Source organism: Sulfitobacter sp. 1A15299, from assembly GCF_043556915.1.
GTDB lineage: Bacteria > Pseudomonadota > Alphaproteobacteria > Rhodobacterales > Rhodobacteraceae > Sulfitobacter.
Map to the genome: position 1 here is coordinate 287788 of NZ_JBIFFJ010000003.1, position 20952 is coordinate 308739.

At 63.9% G+C, this 20952-nt stretch carries 17 protein-coding genes; 6 read left to right on the top strand and 11 right to left on the bottom strand.

Annotation, left to right across the window (positions count from 1 at the left end):
* Window positions 1–71 precede the first annotated feature (71 nt).
* Window positions 72–1604, bottom strand: a complete 1533-nt coding sequence (locus tag ACGYK7_RS06765; protein ID WP_394400226.1) for an acyl-CoA carboxylase subunit beta — start codon at window positions 1602–1604, stop codon at window positions 72–74.
* A gap of 169 nt (window positions 1605–1773) precedes the next feature.
* Here ACGYK7_RS06765 and ACGYK7_RS06770 point away from each other — a divergent pair, with 169 nt between their 5' ends.
* Window positions 1774–2988 carry a multidrug effflux MFS transporter gene (locus tag ACGYK7_RS06770; RefSeq protein WP_394400228.1) on the top strand — a complete coding sequence of 405 codons (1215 nt, stop codon included), beginning with the start codon at window positions 1774–1776 and terminating at the stop codon, window positions 2986–2988.
* Window positions 2989–3066: 78 nt separating this feature from the next.
* A complete protein-coding gene (locus ACGYK7_RS06775) occupies window positions 3067–4467 on the top strand; it encodes a short-chain fatty acyl-CoA regulator family protein (protein ID WP_394400230.1) in 1401 nt (466 codons plus the stop codon).
* On the opposite strand, the gene ACGYK7_RS06780 is transcribed toward ACGYK7_RS06775, so the two are convergent.
* The 6 genes from ACGYK7_RS06780 to ACGYK7_RS06805 form a co-directional block, all read right to left on the bottom strand.
* A complete protein-coding gene (locus ACGYK7_RS06780) occupies window positions 4468–5142 on the bottom strand; it encodes a thermonuclease family protein (RefSeq protein ID WP_394400232.1) in 675 nt (224 codons plus the stop codon).
* Window positions 5143–5203: 61 nt separating this feature from the next.
* Window positions 5204–6862, bottom strand: coding sequence for a choline dehydrogenase (betA, locus tag ACGYK7_RS06785; protein ID WP_394400234.1), 1659 nt, complete (start codon window positions 6860–6862; stop codon window positions 5204–5206).
* Between the two features lie 157 nt (window positions 6863–7019).
* A complete protein-coding gene (gene betB, locus ACGYK7_RS06790) occupies window positions 7020–8477 on the bottom strand; it encodes a betaine-aldehyde dehydrogenase (RefSeq protein ID WP_394400236.1) in 1458 nt (485 codons plus the stop codon).
* A gap of 76 nt (window positions 8478–8553) precedes the next feature.
* Window positions 8554–9129 (bottom strand): choline-responsive transcriptional repressor BetI, encoded by a 576-nt coding sequence (betI, locus tag ACGYK7_RS06795; protein ID WP_067263489.1) that lies wholly within the window; start codon window positions 9127–9129, stop codon window positions 8554–8556.
* 93 nt (window positions 9130–9222) lie between these two features.
* Complete coding sequence (locus ACGYK7_RS06800; RefSeq protein WP_394400238.1) at window positions 9223–10152, bottom strand: DMT family transporter; 930 nt, start codon at window positions 10150–10152, stop codon at window positions 9223–9225.
* Window positions 10153–10207: 55 nt separating this feature from the next.
* Window positions 10208–10807: a LysE/ArgO family amino acid transporter gene (locus tag ACGYK7_RS06805; protein WP_394400240.1), complete on the bottom strand. Its 600-nt coding sequence runs from the start codon at window positions 10805–10807 to the stop codon at window positions 10208–10210.
* Window positions 10808–10898: 91 nt separating this feature from the next.
* On the opposite strand from ACGYK7_RS06805, the gene ACGYK7_RS06810 reads away from it, so the two are divergent.
* Window positions 10899–11780 (top strand): LysR family transcriptional regulator ArgP, encoded by an 882-nt coding sequence (locus ACGYK7_RS06810; RefSeq protein WP_394400242.1) that lies wholly within the window; start codon window positions 10899–10901, stop codon window positions 11778–11780.
* On the opposite strand, the gene ACGYK7_RS06815 is transcribed toward ACGYK7_RS06810, so the two are convergent.
* Complete coding sequence (locus ACGYK7_RS06815) at window positions 11777–12517, bottom strand: YebC/PmpR family DNA-binding transcriptional regulator (RefSeq protein WP_394400244.1); 741 nt, start codon at window positions 12515–12517, stop codon at window positions 11777–11779. The genes ACGYK7_RS06810 and ACGYK7_RS06815 overlap by 4 nt on opposite strands.
* 119 nt (window positions 12518–12636) lie before the next feature.
* Between ACGYK7_RS06815 and ACGYK7_RS06820 the strand changes: the two genes are divergently transcribed.
* Together ACGYK7_RS06820 and ACGYK7_RS06825 are read left to right on the top strand one after the other, a co-directional pair.
* Window positions 12637–14409, top strand: coding sequence for an SLC13 family permease (locus ACGYK7_RS06820; protein ID WP_394400246.1), 1773 nt, complete (start codon window positions 12637–12639; stop codon window positions 14407–14409).
* A gap of 75 nt (window positions 14410–14484) precedes the next feature.
* Window positions 14485–15342 (top strand): bile acid:sodium symporter family protein, encoded by an 858-nt coding sequence (locus ACGYK7_RS06825; RefSeq protein ID WP_394400248.1) that lies wholly within the window; start codon window positions 14485–14487, stop codon window positions 15340–15342.
* 69 nt (window positions 15343–15411) lie between these two features.
* Here the strand turns inward: ACGYK7_RS06825 and ACGYK7_RS06830 are convergent, their stop codons facing one another.
* The gene (locus tag ACGYK7_RS06830) at window positions 15412–16881 is read right to left on the bottom strand and encodes a hypothetical protein (protein WP_394400250.1); all 1470 of its coding nucleotides are present in this window, start codon (window positions 16879–16881) and stop codon (window positions 15412–15414) included.
* A 320-nt stretch (window positions 16882–17201) separates the two neighbouring features.
* On the opposite strand from ACGYK7_RS06830, the gene ACGYK7_RS06835 reads away from it, so the two are divergent.
* Window positions 17202–18236 (top strand): hypothetical protein, encoded by a 1035-nt coding sequence (locus ACGYK7_RS06835; protein ID WP_394400252.1) that lies wholly within the window; start codon window positions 17202–17204, stop codon window positions 18234–18236.
* Between the two features lies 1 nt (window position 18237).
* Here the strand turns inward: ACGYK7_RS06835 and ACGYK7_RS06840 are convergent, their stop codons facing one another.
* Together ACGYK7_RS06840 and ACGYK7_RS06845 are read right to left on the bottom strand one after the other, a co-directional pair.
* Window positions 18238–20010 carry an SLC13 family permease gene (locus ACGYK7_RS06840; protein ID WP_394400254.1) on the bottom strand — a complete coding sequence of 591 codons (1773 nt, stop codon included), beginning with the start codon at window positions 20008–20010 and terminating at the stop codon, window positions 18238–18240.
* Window positions 20011–20104: 94 nt separating this feature from the next.
* Window positions 20105–20917 carry a TIGR00282 family metallophosphoesterase gene (locus tag ACGYK7_RS06845; protein WP_168612244.1) on the bottom strand — a complete coding sequence of 271 codons (813 nt, stop codon included), beginning with the start codon at window positions 20915–20917 and terminating at the stop codon, window positions 20105–20107.
* Window positions 20918–20952: the final 35 nt, after the last annotated feature.

Below are 20952 nucleotides of genomic sequence, written 5' to 3' on the forward strand. Positions count from 1 at the left end.
TCCGCCGAGGGTTCCGCGCGCGGCCCCTGTGGGATCGGTATTTGAGAAAGGATGAAGCTGCATGATGGCGCTCAGAGCGGGATGTTGTCGTGTTTTTTCCACGGGGTCTGCACTTTTTTGTTGCGCAGAGAGGCGAAGGCGCGGGCGACCCGTTTGCGGGTGCTGCGGGGCTGAATCACCTCGTCGATGAAACCACGTTCGGCGGCGACGAAAGGATTGGCGAAACGGTCTTCGTAATCCTTGGTATGTTTGGCGATCTTTTCGGGGTCGTTCAGATCCTTGCGGTGGATGATCTCGGTCGCGCCCTTGGCGCCCATCACGGCGACTTCGGCGGTGGGCCAAGCGTAGTTGAAATCCGAGCGCAGGTGTTTCGAGGCCATCACGTCATAGGCGCCGCCATAGGCTTTGCGGGTGATGACGGTGACCATCGGCACCGTCGCCTCGCCATAGGCGAAGAGCAGTTTCGCACCGTGTTTGATGACGCCGCCGTATTCCTGACCGGTGCCGGGCAGGAAGCCGGGTACGTCGACCAGCGTGAGGATCGGGATTTCGAAGGCGTCACAGAAGCGCACGAAACGCGCCGCCTTGCGCGAGCTGTCGATGTCGAGGCAGCCCGCCAGAACCATCGGCTGGTTGGCGACCACGCCGACGGTACGCCCTTCGAGGCGGATGAAACCGGTGATGATGTTCTTGGCGAATTCCTCTTGGATTTCGTAAAAGTCGCCCTCATCCGCCAGTTTGAGGATCAATTCCTTCATGTCGTAGGGGGTGTTGGCGTTCGACGGGACCAGCGTGTCGAGCGAGGGCTCGATCCGGTTGGGATCGTCGAAGAAGGGGCGGACCGGCGGTTTCTCGCGGTTGTTGGCGGGCAGCAGGTCGACGAGGCGGCGCACCTCAGCCAGTGCCTCCACATCATTTTCGAAGGCCGCATCGGCGACGGAGGATTTGCGCGTGTGGGTCGTGGCGCCGCCCAGTTCTTCGGCGGTGACGACTTCATTGGTGACGGTTTTCACCACGTCGGGGCCGGTCACGAACATATAGGAGCTGTCTTTGACCATGAAGATGAAGTCGGTCATCGCGGGCGAATAGACCGCCCCGCCCGCGCAGGGGCCCATGATGACGCTGATCTGGGGGATCACGCCAGAGGCTTCGATGTTGCGCTGGAAGACCTCGGCGTAGCCTGCAAGGCTTGCCACGCCTTCTTGAATGCGCGCGCCGCCGGAATCGTTGATGCCGATCACGGGGGCGCCGTTTTGCACTGCCATGTCCATGATCTTGCAGATTTTCTGGGCGTGGGTCTCTGACAGGGAGCCGCCGAAGACGGTGAAATCCTGACTGAAGACATAGACGAGGCGGCCGTTGATCGTGCCCCAGCCGGTGACCACGCCATCGCCCGCGGGCTTTTGATCCTGCATGCCGAAATCAGTGCAGCGGTGCGTGACGAACATGTCGAATTCCTCGAAGGAGCCTTCGTCGAGCAGCAGATCGACCCGCTCCCGCGCGGCGAGCTTGCCGCGGCCGTGCTGCGCATCGATCCGTGCCTGACCGCCGCCCAAACGCGCATCTTCGCGGCGCCGCTCCAGTTGTTCGAGAATGTCTTTCATGACGCACCCCTATTGTGATTTCGACCAGTCTACCGGAGGAGCGCAACTGACCAAAGCGCAATTTTGCAAATTTGCAAAATCAATACAGGCATGGTGAAGCAAAATGAAAAGTTGCAAATCAATCTAGTTAACATGGACATTTCCCATGCCCGCGACTACTTGCATTTGCATGAGCGATATCCCCCGGGTCCGGTATTTAGACCGGACGACCCCACCCCATATCTCAACGCTGATCCTGCTGGCCGGGCTTTCGGCCATGGTGATGAACATCTTCCTGCCAAGCCTGCCGAAGATGGCAGAGCATTTCGGCACAGATTACGCGGTGATCCAGCTTTCGGTGCCGCTCTACCTGTTCTTCAGTGGGATATTGCAAATCTTCATCGGGCCGATTTCGGACAACCTCGGGCGGCGGCGGGTGATGCTTTGGGGCCTGGGCATCTTTTTCGTGGCCACAGTCGGCTGTCTGCTCGCGCCGAACATCGCCGTGTTTCTCGTATTCCGCATGGCGCAGGCCGTGATCGCCACGGGCATGGTGCTGAGCCGTGCGGTGATCCGCGACCTTTACACACAAGATGAATCGGCCTCCATGATCGGCTATGTCACCATGGGCATGGCGCTGGTGCCGATGATCAGCCCGGCCTTGGGCGGCTTGCTGGAGCAGGGTTTCGGCTGGCAGGCTTCCTTCTGGGCGATGTTGATCCTTGGCGGGCTGGTGTTTTGGGTGGCTTGGGCCGATTTGGGGGAAACCGCGCGCGCCAGCGGCAAATCGCTGCGCCAGCAGTTCGGCGAATACCCTGAGTTGCTCCGCTCGCCGCGCTTTTGGGGCTATGCGTTGGCCACGGGTTTCTGCTCGGGCGCCTTCTTTGCCTACCTCGGCGGCGCGCCCTTCGTGGGCACCGTGGTCTTCGGAATGGAGCCTGCGGTGCTGGGGCTTTATTTCGGCGCGCCGGCGATCGGCTATTTCGTGGGTAACTTCGTCACCGCCCGCACTGCGACACGTTTTGGCGTGAACACGCTGGTGCTTTGGGGCTGCATTTCCAATGCCGTGGGCGGCACGGTGTCGCTGCTGATCTTCCTTGCGGGCTATGGCTCTCCGCTCAGTTTTTTCGGGCTGATGACGCTGGTGGGGCTGGGCAACGGGCTCTGCATCCCCAATGCCACCGCCGGGATGCTGTCGGTGCGCCCGCATCTGGCGGGCACGGCCTCGGGGCTGGGCGGGGCGATCATGATCGTCGGCGGCGCGGCCTTGAGCGCGCTGGCCGGCGCCCTGCTCACTCCTGAAACCGGAGCCTATCCGCTGCTGTGGCTCATGCTGCTGACGGCCATCGCCTCGGTCGCCTCCATCTGGGTGGTGATCCGGCGTGAGAAAGCCTTGGGGCTCTAGGCTCACGTTCTCCGCGCTTGTGACCGCGGCTTTGCAAAGCTAGGCTGCACCTTGCTGCAAAGTTGCAAAGGTGCGCGGATGGCGATCCAGAAACTCTATGCCGGTGTGAAACTGCGTGAGACCCGGACCCGCGCGGGGCTGACGCAGAAAGACTTCGCCGCCCGGCTGGGCGTCTCCTTGCCCTATCTCAACCAGATGGAGAACAACAACCGGCCCGTCAGTACCAATGTCGTGCTCGCCTTGGCGTCGGAGTTCAGGCTGGATGTGACCGAGCTTTCCAGCGGCGATGGGGAGCGGTTGGTCAGCGATCTGCGCGAGGCGCTGGCCGATCCGATTTTTGCCGGAAAGGCACCCCCGGTGGCCGATCTGCGCCTCACCGCCTCCAACGCGCCGGGGCTGGCCCATGCCTTTCTCGCCCTGCATCAAAGCTACCGACAGGTGCATGAACGGCTGGCCTCGCTGGACGAAGCCCTGGGGCGCGAGGACGCGCGGGCGATGCCCTCTCCGTGGGAGGAGGTGCGGGACTTCTTTCACTATTGCGACAATTACATTGATGCGGTCGACCGTGCGGCAGAGCATTTTGCGACCCGCGAAGGCAGCGGCAGCGATACGCGGGCGACCGCCGCGCGCGCGCTTGAGAGTGCTGGGGTGCGTGTGACTTTTGAGGATGACGACCGGCTGCGCGCCTACGATCCCGCGCGCAGGGTGCTGCATCTATCGGCCCGTGCGGCGCCTGAGACGCAGACCTTTCAGATGTTGTTGCAGGTGGCGTTGACCCAGCAAGACGCGCTGCTGGAGGCGACGCTGGACCTTGCCCGTTTCCACAGCGCTGCGGCGCGGGATATCGCCAAGATCGGGTTGGCCAATTACTTTGCCGGGGCGGCCCTCTTGCCCTATGGGCGGTTCCTACAGAAGGCGCAGGATTGCCGCCACGATCTGGAGGTGCTGGCCGGGCATTTCGGTGCCTCGATCGAGCAGGTGGCGCATCGGCTGTCGACGCTGCAGCGCCCCGGCGCGAAGGGGGTGCCCTTCTTTTTCGTGCGGGTCGATCAAGCGGGCACGATCACCAAACGTCATTCCGCCACCCGGTTGCAATTCGCGCGTTTCGGCGGCGCCTGCCCGCTTTGGAACGTCCACCGCGCCTTTGAGACGCCGGGGCGGTTCCTGCGGCAATTGGCCGAGACGCCGGATGGGGTGCGCTATATCAGTTTGGCGCGGGACATCTCGAAACCGGCGGGGCGGTTTGGCGCGCCGGTGCGGCGCTACGCGATCTCACTCGGCTGCGAAGTGCGCCATGCGCCTGCCTTGGTCTATGCCGATGGGATGGACGTCACCCGCAGCGATGCCTTTGAACCGATTGGCATTTCCTGCCGGATTTGCGAGCGCCGGGATTGTCATCAACGCTCCGTCCCGCCGTTGGAGCGGCAGTTGGTGGTCGACCCGCATCTGCGCGACACCCTGCCCTACCGGGTGGAATGATCAGCGCCGGGCGCGCCGCCACCCCGCGCCGCGTGCCTCGGCTTCGGAACAAAACCAACGCTCGCCTTTGCGGGTGCTGATGCGGGTGCGGCTGTAAAACTTCTGCCCCGGCATATGGTAAATCTTGACCCCTTTGGCGCTGATATTGCCCTTGATCTGGCAGCCCCCTTCGGGCCGGGCAGGCTCTGCCCCGCTGCGGCGGGTCACGCGGTAGCGGGCGGGAGAAACCGTCTTGAACCCGTGAATCCCACGGCCCGCGACAAAGGCGGCCTTTTCATCCAGGTCATAGTCCATCGAATATTTACGATAGGCAAAGGCCAGCCCGTCACGCACCAGCGCCTGCCCCACATCGACGCCACCCACGTGGCAGCGGGCGACAATGCGATCATAGCGGTCGCGGTCCAGCGCCTCACATCGCGCATCGGCCCCTTGGTATCTGTCGCGCACCTCCCTCGTTGCCCAATCTCCGCAGGCCCATGCCTGCCCGCCATCGGTCTCGCAGGTTTGGCTGGCTTCAAGCGCGTCGATGCCATGCAGGCGGATGCGCGTACCGCCGAGATCGAAGGTATCCCCATCGATCACGCGCACCACGCCCGAGACCGTCTGCGCCCCTGCAGCTCCCGTCACGAGACCCAGCGTCAGACTGAGGGCGAAAAGTGAACAAATCCTTAACATGAGGCAGGTATGACGCCCCGCCCCGCCGCCTTCAAGACAGGATGTTAAGTCAGGTTAACCATCAGCGCTGCGCCACCTGCCAGTTCGGATGCAGCCAAGGCTCGTCATTAGCGCGCGGCAGCGGATCGCGGCCCAAAAGCAGGTCCGAGACCTTCTCGCCCACCATGATCGAGGGCGCGTTAAGGTTGCCGTTGGTGATGCGCGGAAAGATCGAACTGTCGGCCACGCGCAGCCCCTCGACCCCGATCACCCGCGCCTGCGGGTCGACCACGGCGCCCGGATCGTCCGCAGCGCCCATGCGGCAGGTGCCGCAGGGGTGATAGGCGCTTTCGGCGTGTTCGGCGATGAAAGCGTCAAGCGCCGCGTCCGATTGCAGCGCTTCACCGGGCTGAATCTCGTGTTTGACGAAGGGCTTGAAGGCGTCCTGCGCGAAGATTTCCCGCGTGAGCCGGATGCAGGTACGGAACTCCTCCCAGTCATCAGGGTGCGACATGTAGTTGAAGCGGATGCGCGGCGCCTCGGCCGGGTCGGCGGAACGCAGGGTGATCTCGCCGCGCGACTTGGAGCGCATCGGCCCCGTGTGCGCCTGAAAGCCATGCCCCTCCGCCGCCGCCTGACCGTCGTAGCGCACGGCAATGGGCAGGAAATGGTATTGGATATCAGGGTATTCCACGCCGGGCTTCGAGCGGATGAAGGCCGCGGATTCGAACTGGTTCGAGGCGCCCATGCCAGTCTTGGTAAAGAGCCACTGCGCGCCGATGACGGCCTTCGACAGGAGGTTCCAGTGCTTGTAGAGCGTGATCGGCTGGCGCGAGGCCATCTGGATGTAAAGCTCCAGATGGTCCTGCAGGTTCTGCCCCACGCCGGGGCGGTCGGCCCGCACCTCGATGCCATGTTCAGCCAGATGCGCGGCAGGGCCGATCCCCGAGAGCATCAGCAGCTTCGGCGAGTTGATCGACGACGCCGCCAGCACCACTTCGCGGCTGGCACGGATCACTTCCGTTGCGCGGCCACGCTTGACCTTGATACCCACGGCGCGCCCCTCTTCGATCACCACGCGCTGCGCCAGCGCGCGGATCAGGGTGACATTGCCGGTCTTCTGCGCCGGGCGCAGATAGGCATTGGCTGCCGACCAGCGCCGCCCGTTCCAGACCGTCTGCTCCATCGGGCCGAAGCCCTCTTGCTGCTCGCCATTGTAGTCATGGGTCACCTGGTAGCCCGCCTGTGCCCCGGCCTGCACGAAGGCGTCGAAAAGCGGGTTCTCGCGCGGGCCGCGACTGACGTGCAGCGGGCCGTCCTTGCCGCGCCACGCCGGATCGCCGCCATGGCCGTTCTCGTGCCATGTTTCCATGCGCTTGTAATAGGGCAGCACATCCGCATAGGACCAACCGCGCGCGCCGACCTCTTCCCAATGGTCGAAGTCCCTGGCGTGGCCACGCACGTAGACCATGCCGTTGATCGAGGAGGAGCCGCCGATCACCTTGCCGCGCGGGCAGACCAACTCGCGGTTGTTGAGTTGCGGCTCGGGCTCGGATTTATAGCCCCAGTCGTAACGCGGCATGTTCATCGGATAGCTGAGCGCCGCAGGCATCTGGATGAAAGGCCCGGCGTCGCTGCCACCATGTTCGATGACGATAACCTTGCGACCCGCCTCGGCCAAGCGGTAGGCCATGGCGCAGCCCGCGGAGCCCGCGCCGACGATGACAAATTCAGCTTCCATAGCTCTTCCTTCCGTGATTCCGCGCCGGGTCAAGGATGCGCAGCACCGCGCGGATGCGCGGCTTGTCCTTGAGGCGGTGGGGAATCGCTCCCCAGAATTGACGAGGTGACTTGAGGATCAGGCCGATCCCTCAAGCACCTCTCAGCAAATTCACCCCTTAGAAGGGTGCCTCGACATCGCCCATGCGCACGTAGACCGACTTCACCTGGCTGTAGTGCTCGATCGCCGCCTTGGCGTTCTCGCGGCCCACGCCGGAGTTCTTCATGCCGCCAAAGGGCGCCTCGACCGGCGCGTCGTTGTAGCTGTTGATATAGCAGGTCCCGGCCTCGAACCCCGCCGCCACGCGGTGCGCGCGGGCAAGGTCGCGGGTGAAGACACCGGCGGCGAGGCCGAACTCGGTATCATTGGCGCGGGCCAGAACCTCCGCTTCATCCTCGAAATCCAGCACCGCCATGACCGGGCCGAAGATCTCCTCGCGGGCGATGACCATGTCGTCTTTCACATCGGCGAAGACGGTGGGCTGCATGTAGAACCCCTCGCGCTCGATGCGGCTCCCGCCATAGACCAGCCGCGCGCCCTCGGCCTTGCCCTTCTCGATGTAGTCCAGCGCGATCTGCATCTGGCGTTCGCTGACCATCGGGCCAAAGCTGGTGTCGGGGTCCATCGGGTCGCCGATCACGGCGTTGTCCAGCCGCTCGGACAGCCGCGCGAGGAACTTCTCCTTGATGTCGCGGTGTACGAAGACCCGCGTGCCGTTCGAGCAGATCTGGCCGGAACTGTAGAAGTTGCCCAGGATCGCGCCGCCGACGGCATTGTCGATATCCGCATCCTCGAAGACGATCAGGGGCGATTTGCCGCCCAGTTCCATCGTCACATGCTTGATACCTTCGGCAGCGGCGGCATAGACCTTGCGCCCCGTCGGCACCGAGCCGGTGAGCGAGACCTTGTCGACGCGGGGATCGGTGACCAGAGACTGGCCAACCGCGCCCATGCCCTGCACCACGTTGAAGAGGCCCGCGGGCAGACCGGCTTCAATCAGGATTTCGGCGACCTTCAGGGCGCAGAGCGGCGTGGTCTCGGACGGCTTGAAGATCATCGCATTGCCGCAGGCCAGCGCCGGCGCAGCCTTCCAGCAGGCGATCTGGGTGGGGTAATTCCAAGCGCCGATGCCGACGCAGACGCCCAGAGGCTCACGCCGGGTGTAGACCCAGTCTTCGCCAAGTTGGATATGCTCGCCGGCCAGGCTGCCAGCAAGGCCGCCAAAATACTCCAGCGCATCGGCGCCGCTGGTGGCATCGGCGACGGAGGTCTCCTGATAGGGTTTGCCGGTGTCTTGGGTTTCCAAGACCGACAGATCGTGGTTGCGGTCGCGGATCATGTCGGCGGCGCGGCGCAGGATGCGGCCCCGCTCGGTGCCGCTTAGCGCGCCCCATGCGGCCTGCGCGCGGCGGGCCGAGGCGATGGCCTGCTCCACAATCTCGTGCGTGGCGGCATAGACCGTGGCGATCTTCTCGCCCGTGGCGGGATAAATCACCGGGATCGGCGTGCCATTGGTGTCTTCGACATAGGCGCCGTCGATAAAGTGGCTGGCGGTGGGTTGGGGATCATAGGACATCAAAGGGACTTTCTTGCCTGAGGCGAGGAATGTTCAGAGAGGCGGAGCGCGGCGGTGCCGCCCGTCTCCGCGGTGTTCAACGGCCCGCTTTGAGCAGCAGGTCGAGCGTATAGAGCGCGCGGGTCATGGCCTCTGCCGCGCTGACGCCATCCGACAGCGCCGCGCGCAGGTAAAGCCCATCGATCAGGGCCGCCAGAGTGTCGGCATCGCCTTCGGGCTGGGGGCTGATCGGGCGCAGCGCATGGGTGAGGTTGGACCGCAACCGGCTTTGATAAGCAGTCAGCAAACGCCGGGTTTCGGGGTTGGTGCGGGCATGGGCGTAGAGTGTCATCCACGCGCTGATCGTGCCGGGGTGAAAGCCGGTGTCGTCGAAACTGGCCACGATGATTGCCGCCGCACGGTCATGCGGCGTGCGGGCCGTGGCAAGCCGTTCGCGCACCCCGGCGGCATATTCCGACAGGATATGCCGCATCGCTGCCAGAAAGATCTGGTTCTTGCCGCCGAAATAGTGATGTGCCAGCGCGCTCGACATGCCTGCCCGCTTGGCGATCTGGCTCACCGTCACATCCAGCGACTGGGCCTCGCCGATCTCGGCGATGGTGGCTTTGACCAGCGCAGAGCGGCGAATGGGTTCCATTCCGACTTTGGGCATTGGATTCGGATCCTTGGGGCAGTGTTGACCGCCTCAGGATAGGGGAATCTTTATTGACTCGTCAATCAAGTACCACCCCGACAGGGCGGAAGGTCAGAATTTCGTCGCATGTGAGGGGGGCGTGACCTGCCGTTTCAGCATCGCTTCGCGCCATGTGATAAAGGTGACCGAGCCCAAGATCACCGCGCCACCGAGCACCACCCAGAGGTCCACCGGCTCGGCAAAGACCACCACGCCGAGGATCGTGGCCCAGACCAGTTGCAGGAAGGTGACCGGCTGCGTCACCGTCACCGGGGCGGCGGCAAAGGCCAGCGTCATGGTGAAATGCCCCGCCGTGGCGAAAAAGGCGACCCCGGCGAGGATCAGCAACTCCTGCACGGTGGGCGCGATCCAGACGGAGAAGGCGAAGGGCGCCAGCCCGATGGTGACGAAGATCGACAGCATGGTCACGATCATCACCGGACGCGCCTCATCCGCCAGCACCTTGGCCAAGAGGTAGGATCCGGCAAAAACCACCGCCGCCAGCAACATCGCCAAATGCCCGGTGGAGACTTCGCGGAACCCGGGGCGCAGGATGATCGCCGCCCCCGCCAGCCCCAGACAGACCGCCACGATGCGCCGCGCGGCCAGCTTCTCCCCCAGAAAGATCGCGGCACCCACGGTGACATAGATCGGCGCGAGGTAGTTCATCGCCGTCACCTCAGCGATGGGCAGGCGGGTCATGGCGTAGAACCACAGGATCACCCCGCCCGCGTGGAAAAAGCCGCGCATGCCGAACAGACCCCATTGCCGCCGGCTTACCGGGGTGGCCAGCAGCGACCGCAGGATCGGCAAGACAAAGACCAGCCCCATGGCGTAGCGCAGGAAAGCGGCCTCTGCCGAAGGCAGGCGCGGCCCCATGTATTTCACCAGCGCGGTCACGCCGATGAAACAGGCCCCCGTCACCAACATCCAAAAGACCCCGACAAGCGGGCGGTTGGGCGGAACGGGGATGTCGGGGGCGGTGGCCGGAGACTGTGTCATGCCGTGACCCTTTCCCAAAGCGCTGCCAAGGGCAAGATGGGCGCAGCATTTTTATTCACATCGCAAGCAATTTAATCGCAATCGCCCACATGGTCACGGCGATAACGGCGTCCAAGACCTGCCAACTGCGCGGTTTGGCAAAGAGCGGCGCCAGCAGCCGCGCGCCATACCCGAGCGAGAAGAAGAAGACGAAACTCGCCAGCACCGCCCCAAGCCCAAAGCTGAGCCGGTCGGGATATTGCGCCGAGATCGAGCCGAGCAGCACCAAGGTGTCGAGGTAGACATGCGGATTCAGCCAGGTCAGCGCCAGCAGCGTCAGGATCGCCTTGCGCAGGCTGCGGGTGGATTGCCCTTCGGCCTCCAGCGCCTCCCCGCCCTGCCATGCGGAAACCGCGTTGCGCCAGCCGTACCATAGCAGGAAGGCCGCGCCGCCATAGCGCATCAGCGGGCCGAACCACGGGGCCGCCTCGGCCAGCGCGCCAAAGCCTGCGACCCCCGACATGATCAACACCGCATCCGAGGCAGCGCAGACCAGCACCACCGGCAGCACATGTTCGCGCCGCAGCCCTTGGCGCAAGACAAAAGCGTTCTGCGCCCCGATGGCCATGATGAGGGTGAGGCTAAGAGCAAAGCCGGGAAGGAAAGAGGTCAACATCGAAGGCATCCTGTAAAACGGGTTGCCCTTGCCTAGCCCCTTGGCTCAGATTACTCAAATTCAATAGTCTACGTCAGGATTAGCAGAACTTATGCAGCTCGACAGCGCGCAGCTGACCGCTCTGGCCCATATCCTGCGGCTCGGCAGTTTTGACGCCGCGGCGGCGGTGCTGGGGGTGACCCCCTCGGCAATCTCGCAGCGGGTGAAGGCGCTTGAGGACCGTGTGGGGGCCACCCTCGTTCTGCGCGGCCAGCCCTGCACCGGCACGCCCATGGGCCAGCGTCTTGCCAAACATGCAGAGGATGTGGCCCTGCTCGAAGCGCAGGCGCTTGGGGCAGGCGATGCCACCGCCCCGCCCCGGCTCCGCCTGGCGGTGCCTGCGGATGTCTTGGCCACATGGCTCATCCCGGCGCTGGCGCGGGTGCCCGACATGCTTTTCGATCTGATGATCGACGATCAAGACACCTCGGCCGATTGGCTGCGTCGGGGGGAGGTCAGCGCGGCGGTGACGGGACAAGCCCGCGCGGCACCGGGCTGCGACGTGCTGCCCTTGGGCGCGCTGCGCTACCATGCCACCGCCAGCCGCGCCTATCGGCAAAAGTGGTTTGTCGAGGGCGTCACGACCGAGGCACTGGCCCGCGCGCCGATGCTCACCTTCGACCACAAGGATCAACTGCAAGGGCGATGGCTGAAGCGAAAGACCGGGCAGCGGCTGACCCCACCAAGCCACCACCTCCCCTCAAGCCACGGCTTTGTCGCAGCGGCGCGGCAAGGACTGGGTTGGGGCATGAACCCCGCGCCGCTGGTGGCCGAGGATTTGGCGGCGGGGCGGCTCGTGTCGCTGGACGACGCGCTGCCGCTGGATGTGCCGCTTTACTGGCAGGTCGCGCGGATCATGGCGCCCGCGCTGGCCCCGCTCACCGCCGCCGTCCGGGCCGCGGCGCGCGAGGCGCTGGTGCAAGGGGCGCGTTAAAGCTGCGCCATAACCTCGTCAGAGGCCTCGAAATTGGTGGTGACGCGCTGCACGTCGTCATCCTCCTCAAGCGCATCGATCAGCTTCATCAGCTTTTCCATGTTCTCGAGGTCCATCTCGGTCGTGGTGGTCGGACGCCAAATCAGCTTGGTCGATTCCGACTCGCCCAATTCGGCCTCAAGCGCGGTCGACACGTCGTTGAGATCGGTGTCCGCGCAATAGATCACATGGCCCTCCTCGGAGCTTTCCACGTCCTCGGCGCCGGCTTCGATCGCGGCCATCATCACGGTGTCGGCATCGCCCACGGCGGCCGGGTAGATCACCTCGCCCTTGCGCTCGAACATGAAGCCGACCGAGCCGGTCTCGCCCAGGTTGCCGCCGTTCTTGGTGAAGGTCGAACGCACGGTCGAGGCGGTGCGGTTGCGGTTGTCGGTCATCGCCTCGACGATCACCGCCACGCCGTTCGGGCCATAGCCCTCATAGCGGATTTCCTCGTAATCCTCGCCCTCGCCGCCGATCGCCTTCTTGATGGCGCGTTCGATGTTGTCCTTGGGCATGGACTGGCCCTTGGCCTCTTTCACCGCCAGACGAAGACGCGGGTTCTTGTCCGGGTCGGGGTCGCCCATCTTGGCCGCGATGGTGATTTCCTTGGAGAGTTTGGAAAACACCTTGGCGCGCAGCTTGTCCTGACGGCCCTTGCGATGCTGGATGTTTGCCCATTTGGAGTGACCGGCCATGAATACCTCGTTCTGGCAATGCGTTTGCGCCACTCTATATGCCAGCATCACCGCTGGAACAAGCCACCCGGCCTGTGCTTAGCTTTCCGCCGATGGGGCAACCAAGTTAGACCGGATTTATGACACCTGATCAGATCATCCTCTTCACCCTCTTCGGCGCGGTCTTTGGCCTGCTGCTTTGGGGGCGGTTTCGCTATGACATCGTAGCCTTCGGGGCGCTGATGCTTGGGGTGGTGCTGGGCGTGGTGCCCACGAAAAACGCCTTTGACGGCTTCGGCCATCCGGCCACGCTGATCGTGGCGCTGGTCTTGGTGGTCTCGGCTGGGTTAGTTCGTTCGGGCGCGGTGATGCTGATCACCCGCACGCTGGTCGACAGTTCGCGCAGCCTGGGCGCGCATATCACCATGATGGGCGCCGTCGGCGGGGTGCTCTCGGCCTTTATGAACAACGTGGCGGCCTTGGCTTTGTTGATGCCGGTCGACATCCAGACCGCACGCAAAGCGGGCCGCGCACCGGGGCTGAGCCTGATGCCGCTCAGTTTCGCCACCATCCTTGGCGGCATGGCCACGCTGATCGGCACCCCGCCCAATATCATCATCGCCTCCATCCGGCAGGAATCCTTGGGCGCGCCATTCAAGATGTTCGACTTCGCCCCCGTGGGCGGGCTGGCCGCCATCGCGGGGCTGGTCTTTGTCGCGCTGATCGGCTGGCGGCTGATCCCCGCCCGCGAAGACGCCATGATCGAGGCCGAGGACATCGCCCAATATATCGCCGAGCTGACCGTGCCCGAGGGCAACAAACAGATCGGCAAACGTCTGGCCGAGTTGCAAGAAGAGGCGCATCGCGCCGATGTGGCGATCTTGGGCCTGATGCGCGACGGCAAGCGGCGCTATGGCACGGCCCGCAACGTGGTTTTGCAAGCCGGAGACGCGATCGTGCTGGAGGCCACGCCCGACGCGCTGGACGAATTCCGCACCACGCTGAACCTCGCGCTGGCCGACCGGGACCGCGAAGACCTGCTGCTGGCCGATGGCGACGGGGTCGAAATCGTCGAGGTCGTGGTGACCGATGGCTCGCGGCTCAACGGGCGCACGGCGCAGGCGGTGGGCCTGTCGTGGCGGCAGCGCACGGTGCTCTTGGGCCTGTCGCGACAGGGCCGCAAGATCACCTCGCAACTGCGCACGACCGAGCTGAAACCCGGGGATATCCTGTTGCTGCTGGTCCCGCGCGACACGGTGGCCCATGTCACCGACTGGCTGGGCGTGCTGCCGCTGGCCGACCGGGGCCTTGCGGTGACCCAAGACAGCAAGACATGGCTCGCCATCGCGATGTTCGCAGGGGCCGTGGCCGCGGCCTCCTTCGGGCTGATCTACCTGCCCATCGCGCTTGGCATCGTGGTGGTCGGCTATGTGCTGGCCAAGATCGTGCCGCTGTCGGAACTCTATACCCATATCGAATGGCCGGTGATCGTGTTGTTGGGCTCCATGATCCCGCTTGGTGCTGCGTTGGAGACCTCGGGCGGGACCGAATTGATCGCGGGCGCGCTGGTGGGGCTGACCGAGGGGCTGCCCGCTTGGGTGGTCCTTACGGTTCTGATGGTGGTGACCATGTCGCTGTCGGATGTGCTCAACAACACGGCGACGACCATCGTCGCGGCCCCCGTGGGCATCCAGATGGCCCAGTCGCTCGGCGTCTCTCCCGATCCGTTCCTGATGGCGGTGGCGGTGGCGGCCTCTTCGGCTTTCCTGACGCCGATTGGGCATAAGAACAACACGCTGATCCTCGGCCCCGGCGGCTATTCCTTTGGCGACTATTGGCGCATGGGGCTGCCGCTGGAGATCATCGTCGTCGCCGTGTCGATCCCCGCCATCCTGTTCTTCTGGCCGCTTTAACAGCCGCCCCCGCGCGTCGGACTTGCCAGAGCATATTTGCCGCCCCTAGGCTGAGTGTCAGCTTTGGGGGGACAAATGGACATTCTGATCAACGTCGTACTGCCGCTGTCATTGGCGGTCATCATGCTGTCGCTGGGGGTGGGCCTCACGGTTTCAGATTTCACCCGCGTGGCGAAATACCCGCGCGCCTTTGCCTTGGGCGCGCTTTGCCAAGTGGTGTTGGTGCCCGCTGCCGCATGGGCGGTGGCCATGGCCTTCGGCCTGCGCGGAGAACTGGCCGTGGGGCTGATGATCCTCTCCTTCTGCCCGGGCGGCGTGACCTCGAATATGATCAGCAAATTCGCGCGGGGCGATGTGGCGCTGTCGGTGACTTTGACGGCGGTGGTCTCGCTTCTGAGCATCCTGACCGTGCCGGTCTTCACCGCCATCGCCGTGCGGCACTTCATGGGCGATGCCGCGCCGGATGTCTCGGTCGCGGCGCTGGCGGTGGCCATGTTCGTGATCACCACCCTGCCCGTGGCACTTGGGCTTGCCCTGCGTCACCTCGCCCCCGGCTTTGCCGCGCGGATCGAACCGGGCCTATCCGCCCTCGCCGCGCTGCTGTTCGTGCTGATCGTCCTCGCCGCATTGGCCGGGAATTGGAGCGTTTTCACCGAGAACCTCGCCCGGCTTGGTCCCGCGCTCATTAGCATGAATGCGGCGCTGATGTTGCTGGGGCTGGGCATTGCCGCCGCGGCCGGGCTGGCATGGCAGACCCGCAAGACGATCTCGATCGAAGTGGGCATCCAGAACGCGACGCTCGGCATCACCCTCGCCGGGTTGATCTCGGGCCAAGCGTCCGGGTTCAGCGCCTACGCCCTGCCCTCAGCGATCTATGGCATCACGATGTATCTGGTGGCCCTGCCCTTCGTCCTTTGGATGCGCGGGCGCTGAGGGCGTGAGCCATCAAGCAAAAGGCGCGCCCCCGCGGGACGCGCCTTTCGTTTTTACACTGACGGCCCCCTAGGCCATGTCGAAAGCGTCTTCCTCATAGCTGTCCGCCCCTTCGTCTTCCTCCTCCGGCACGGAGGTGAGGGTCAGCGCGTCCATGAGAGCGGAGGCGGGGTCGGAGGTATCGGCCTCGGGATCCTCCATGTCAGGATCGACCATACCGGACACCTCAAGCACCTCACCGCCGCTTTCATCCGAGTCCACCACAACACGCATGCCGCTCAGATCGATGTCCTCGAAAGACAGGGAGCCGGGATAGGTCCATAGGGTGAAGTTCGTGCTCGTGACATCGCCATCGGAACTGTCAGCGGTCGTGCCGAATTGCAGACCCACATCGAAACTGCCCCCCGCTTGGGGACCACCCGCGAAACCGTCGACACCGTCATCCACAGCCTTCACGTCCGTCAGGTGATAGCCTTCCGCGTTCACGTCGGGGAAGAAGTTCAGTTCTTCGATTGCGCTGCCATCGGTCACGTTGAAGAAAAGCCCGTTGATGTCAGCGTGTGAGTCGGCCTCAGGATCCGTGGGCGAAAGGTTGAAGTGCAACTGCCCGTTCGGCATTTCCGTGACGGCGATTGTGATCTCTCCGTTCTCTCCCATCAGGAAATTGAGAACGGATTTATCAGCGCCGCCGGTATCACCGCCTTGCGTACCACCGGAACCGGACCCCTTGGTGCCGCAGGAGCCGGAGCCCTTCGTACCACCCGAGCCGGAACCTTTGGTGCCACCCGAGCCGGAACCCTTCGTACCGCCCGAACCGGAGCCCTTCGTGCCACCAGAGCCGGACCCTTTGGTGCCGCCAGAGCCGGAGCCTTTTGTCCCGCCGGAGCCGGAACCCTTGGTGCCGCCAGAACCAGAGCCTTTCGTACCGCCCGAGCCGGAACCCTTCGTACCGCCGGAGCCGGAACCTTTGGTGCCACCCGAGCCAGAGCCCTTCGTGCCGCCAGAACCAGAACCCTTAGTGCCACCAGAGCCGGACCCTTTGGTGCCACCCGAGCCGGAACCTTTGGTGCCGCCGGACCCGGAGCCCTTGGTGCCACCCGAGCCGGAACCCTTGGTGCCACCCGAGCCGGAGCCCTTCGTGCCGCCGGAACCGGAGCCTTTTGTCCCGCCCGAACCGGAACCCTTAGTGCCACCAGAGCCGGACCCTTTGGTGCCCCCCGAGCCGGAGCCTTTGGTCCCACCGGAGCCGGAACCCTTGGTGCCGCCCGAGCCGGACCCTTTGGTGCCGCCGGAACCGGAGCCCTTAGTCCCGCCAGAACCGGAACCCTTCGTGCCACCCGAACCGGAGCCTTTGCCGTCATCGTTCCCGTCGAACTTGCCCGCCAAATGGGCGTCATACCACTTCGCGAAGGAGGATCCCTCTATCCCGCCGTTGTGATAGGACTTCGTTCCGCTGGCATCGCAACCGCTGCCCGCTTCGCCGCCGGTGGACCAGCTATTGTCCTTGCTGTTCCAACCCTTCGAGAATCTGTAACCCATGACGCCAATCCCTCATATCCGTTTGCAGCCGCGGCCAATTTGCAGCGCCGCGTCCCCCACTGACCTATGAACCTAGCAGGTGCCGCCTATTTACGCCAAATTCTTTCCATCTTTCGGGTAAATTAGGCCGATAATGCGCGCCAAACAGAAACAGTGAGATAGCCCGAGAGGGCATTGTTCTTTCGTATAGGTCAAATGTGCGGAGGGGGTCCGAATCACTTGCCTTGGGATAGGTAGAAATTGCCTTTGTTTTGCCCAGAACCCGCCGTACCCTCGTCAGCGAGCTGAGCTAGACAGGCGAAAACACCAGCGGAGGCTTCATGGCACGACCCAAGGAACAAAGCGCTCAGGCCCAGATCGTCGCGGCGGCGCGCAGGCATTTCGGGCAAGACGTGGCGCGGGTATCGGCGCCGGGCGGCGAAAACCGGTCGAGCTTTCGGCTGCATTTGACCGACCGCACGGTGATCGCCACTCTCCGCCCGAACTTCCGCCGCACCCATCTCGAAGCCCATGTCCTGACCGAACTTGGCCGCCATTGCAGCGACCTGCCCGAATGTCTGGGCGTGGTGGGCGAAATCATGTTTCAATCCGACGTCGGCAAACGCCGCCTGAACGTCGAAGTCGCGCGGGTGGAACCCGCCGAACAGCTTGACCTCGCAGCCGAGGCCGTCTCGGCCATCTTCCGCATCCACGGCGCCGCGCGCCAGACCGAGTTAAACGCGATCATGCCGCATCTGGGCAACAACCGCGACTGGGTGCTGAACTTCGTCGATGCGGTGGACTTCCTCAAAGACCTCGGCGGCGGCATCTCAGACCAGTTCGACCGCGCCGCCGCCTATGAGCGCATCAACGCCCCGGCGCGGCAATTCGTCAAATGGGACTGCCGCTCGGGCAATGCCGCGATTGGCGCGGATGACAAGCTGCGCTGGTTTGACTTCGAATATGCCGGGCTGCGCCACGGGGCCGAAGACATCGCGTGGCTGATCGGGGATGAGGCATGGCCCATCGCCCCGTCGGATATGGTCGATGTGGTGATCGACACCTTCGATCCAACCTGCGGCATCGCCCTGCCCGACTACCTCGATTATCTCTCGGTCTACCTGACCTTTCACGCGGTGCAGCGGCTCAAACTGATCAGCAAAGAGGCCAAGAAACGAGGCTGGCTGAGCAAGGATCGCATCCGGCGCTATGACGACGCCGGGGTGCATCCTGAATTCGCGGCGCATATCTGCCGGGTCGGGGCCTATTTCTCGGACCAATCCGAACTCACCGCCCCGCTGACCCGCAACTTCCTTGAGGCACGGGCGGGCTTTGACGCGATTGTCGCCCAGTCCGACGTGCCGCGCAGCGCCTGATTTACCAAATGAGCGGGATCACCGCGCTGACCAGCAGCGACATGCTCAGGTTCAGCGGTATCCCGATGCGCATGAAATCGGTGAAGCGATAGCCCCCCGGCCCGTAAACCAGCGTGTTGGTCTGATAGCCGATGGGCGTGGCAAAGGCGCAGGAGGCCGCGATCATCACCGCCACCACCAGCGGGCGCGGGTCCATGCCAAGCGCGGTGCTGAGGCTGATGGCAATCGGCGTCATAATCACCGCCACCGCATTGTTGCTGACGATCTCGGTCAGGGTCGTGGTCAGCAGGAACACCGCCAAGATGATGAAAAACGGCGGCAATTGTGCCAGCCCCGGCGCGATATTTTCGACGATCAGCGTGATCGCACCGGAGTTCTGCAAAGCCGCGCCAACCGCCAACATGGCAAAGATCAACGCCAGCAAACGCCCCTCGACGAAAGAAAAAGCCTCCTCCGCGTCGATACAGCCCGTCACCAGCACCACCGCCACCGCGATTACGGCCAGCAGGAGGATCGGCGCCACGTTGAAGGCCGCCAGCGCCACGATCCCCACGAGGGCGGCAATGGCAATCGGCGCATGGCCCCGGCGGAACGCCCGGGCCGAAGGCTGGGTCACATCGACGAGGTTCATCTCGCTCGCCAGCCGCTGAATGTCTTCGGCAGCCCCTTCCAAAAGCAGCGTGTCGCCCACCTTGACGATCAACTGGTCGAGTTGCTGGCCAATGTTCTGGTTCCGCCGATGCACCGCCAGCGCATAGACGCCGTAGCGCCGCCGCAGCCGCATCGAGCCCAAGCTGCGCCCCACCATCCGGCAACCGGGAGTAATCAGCACTTCGACGGTCGTGGTCTCCACCGCGGAAAGCTGGTCGACCCGGCGCAATTCCTTGTTGTTTTGCAGGCTCAAAAGCTCGGTCATTTGGGTGCGCAGCACAACGCGGTCGCCGACCTGAAGCTCGACACCTTTAAGATTGCGCCGCAGCGAATCGTCGCCCCGCACCACGTCGATCAGCCTCACGCCCTCGCGTTTGAAAAGCTGCACGTCCAGCACTTCGCGGCCAATCAGGTTGCTTTCGGGCGGGATCACCGCCTCGGTAAAGAATTTCATCTTGGAGCGGTCAGAGAGCATATTCGCCATGCTGTCGCGCGCGGGCAGCAGCTTGTCTGCGAAAAGCAGCATGTAAAGGAGACCCCAAGCGCAGACCACAAGGCCCACGGGCAGGATCTCGAAAATGCCGAAAGGGGCCATGCCCTGCGACCGCGCCACACCGTCGACCAATAGGTTGGTCGAGGTGCCGATCAGCGTCAATGAGCCGCCCATGATTGCGGCATAGCTAAGCGGGATCAACAGCTTGGAGGCTTTGGTGTTCAGCGTGCGGGTCAGTTGCACCACCACCGGGATCATCACCACCACGACGGGCGTGTTGTTCATGATGGCGCTGGCCGCCATGACCGACAGGATCACCCCCGCCACCGCCGTTTTAGGATGCGTCTTGGCCGAGCGTTCGGCCAGCCGCGTCAAAACATCCAGCGCCCCGGTGCGGACCAAGGCCCCCATGATAATGAACATCGCCGCGATGGTCCAAGGCGCGGGGTTTGACAGCACCTCAAGCGCGTCGTCATAGGGCAGCACGCCAAGCGCCAAGAGCAAGGCCGCCCCGGCGATGGCGACCACTTCGGTGGGAAAGGCTTCGCGCAGGAAAAGCACGAACATTATGCCGACGACCACGAGGGTCAGCACCGCCGTCTCCATCGGAGAGAAGCTGAAAAATTCCATCAAGAACCTGTCATTCGGGCAAAAGGCCGTTGTCCAGTTACGCCGATTGCCGCCCCCTGCGCAAGCCTGACGCTTAGGCGAGGGACATCAGACTTCAGGGCGCGCTGGCCTGAAGCGTTCCGCCCTCGCGCACCGGCACGATCCGGGTGGCCCGCCCCGTGCGGTCATCGGTTTCGATATAGACGCCCGAGAGGGTCGCCTCGCCATTGGCGGGGGTAAAGCGTTCGCGCGGCATGCCGGTAATGAAACGGCGCAAGGGCTCGGCCTTGTCCATGCCGATCACCGAATGGTAATCGCCGCACATGCCGGCATCGCTGAGGTAGCCCGTCCCGCCCGGCAGGATCATCGCATCCGCCGTGGGCACATGGGTATGGGTGCCGACCACAAGGCTCGCCCGCCCATCGCACCAATGGCCCATGGCCATCTTTTCGCTCGTGGCTTCGCAGTGCATGTCGACGATGATCGCCTGCGCCATGCCGCCCAAAGGATGGGTTTTCAACACCGGCTCCAACGCCGAGAAAGGGTCATCGAAGGGCCGTTTCATAAAGACCTGGCCAAGCGCTTGGGTCACCAGAACCTTCTTGCCGTTCTGCGCCGTGAAGAGTTTGGCCCCCTTGCCCGGCGCGGATTTGGAGAAGTTCAGCGGGCGGATCACCCGCGGCTCCTGCTCGATAAAGCTGAGCATGTCTTTCTGGTCGAAAGCGTGATCGCCAAGGGTCAGACAATCGGCCCCGGCATCGAGCAGCGTCTTGGCATGTGCGCCCGAAAGCCCCATGCCGCCGGTCGCGTTCTCGCCGTTGACCACAATGAAATCGAGCTTCCAGTCACGCCGCAGACGCGCCAGATTTTCGGTGATCGCCCGCCGTCCGGCCCGGCCCATCACATCGCCAAGAAACAAAATCTTCATGCCCTATGGACTAGGACGCGGGCGGCTTGGCGGCA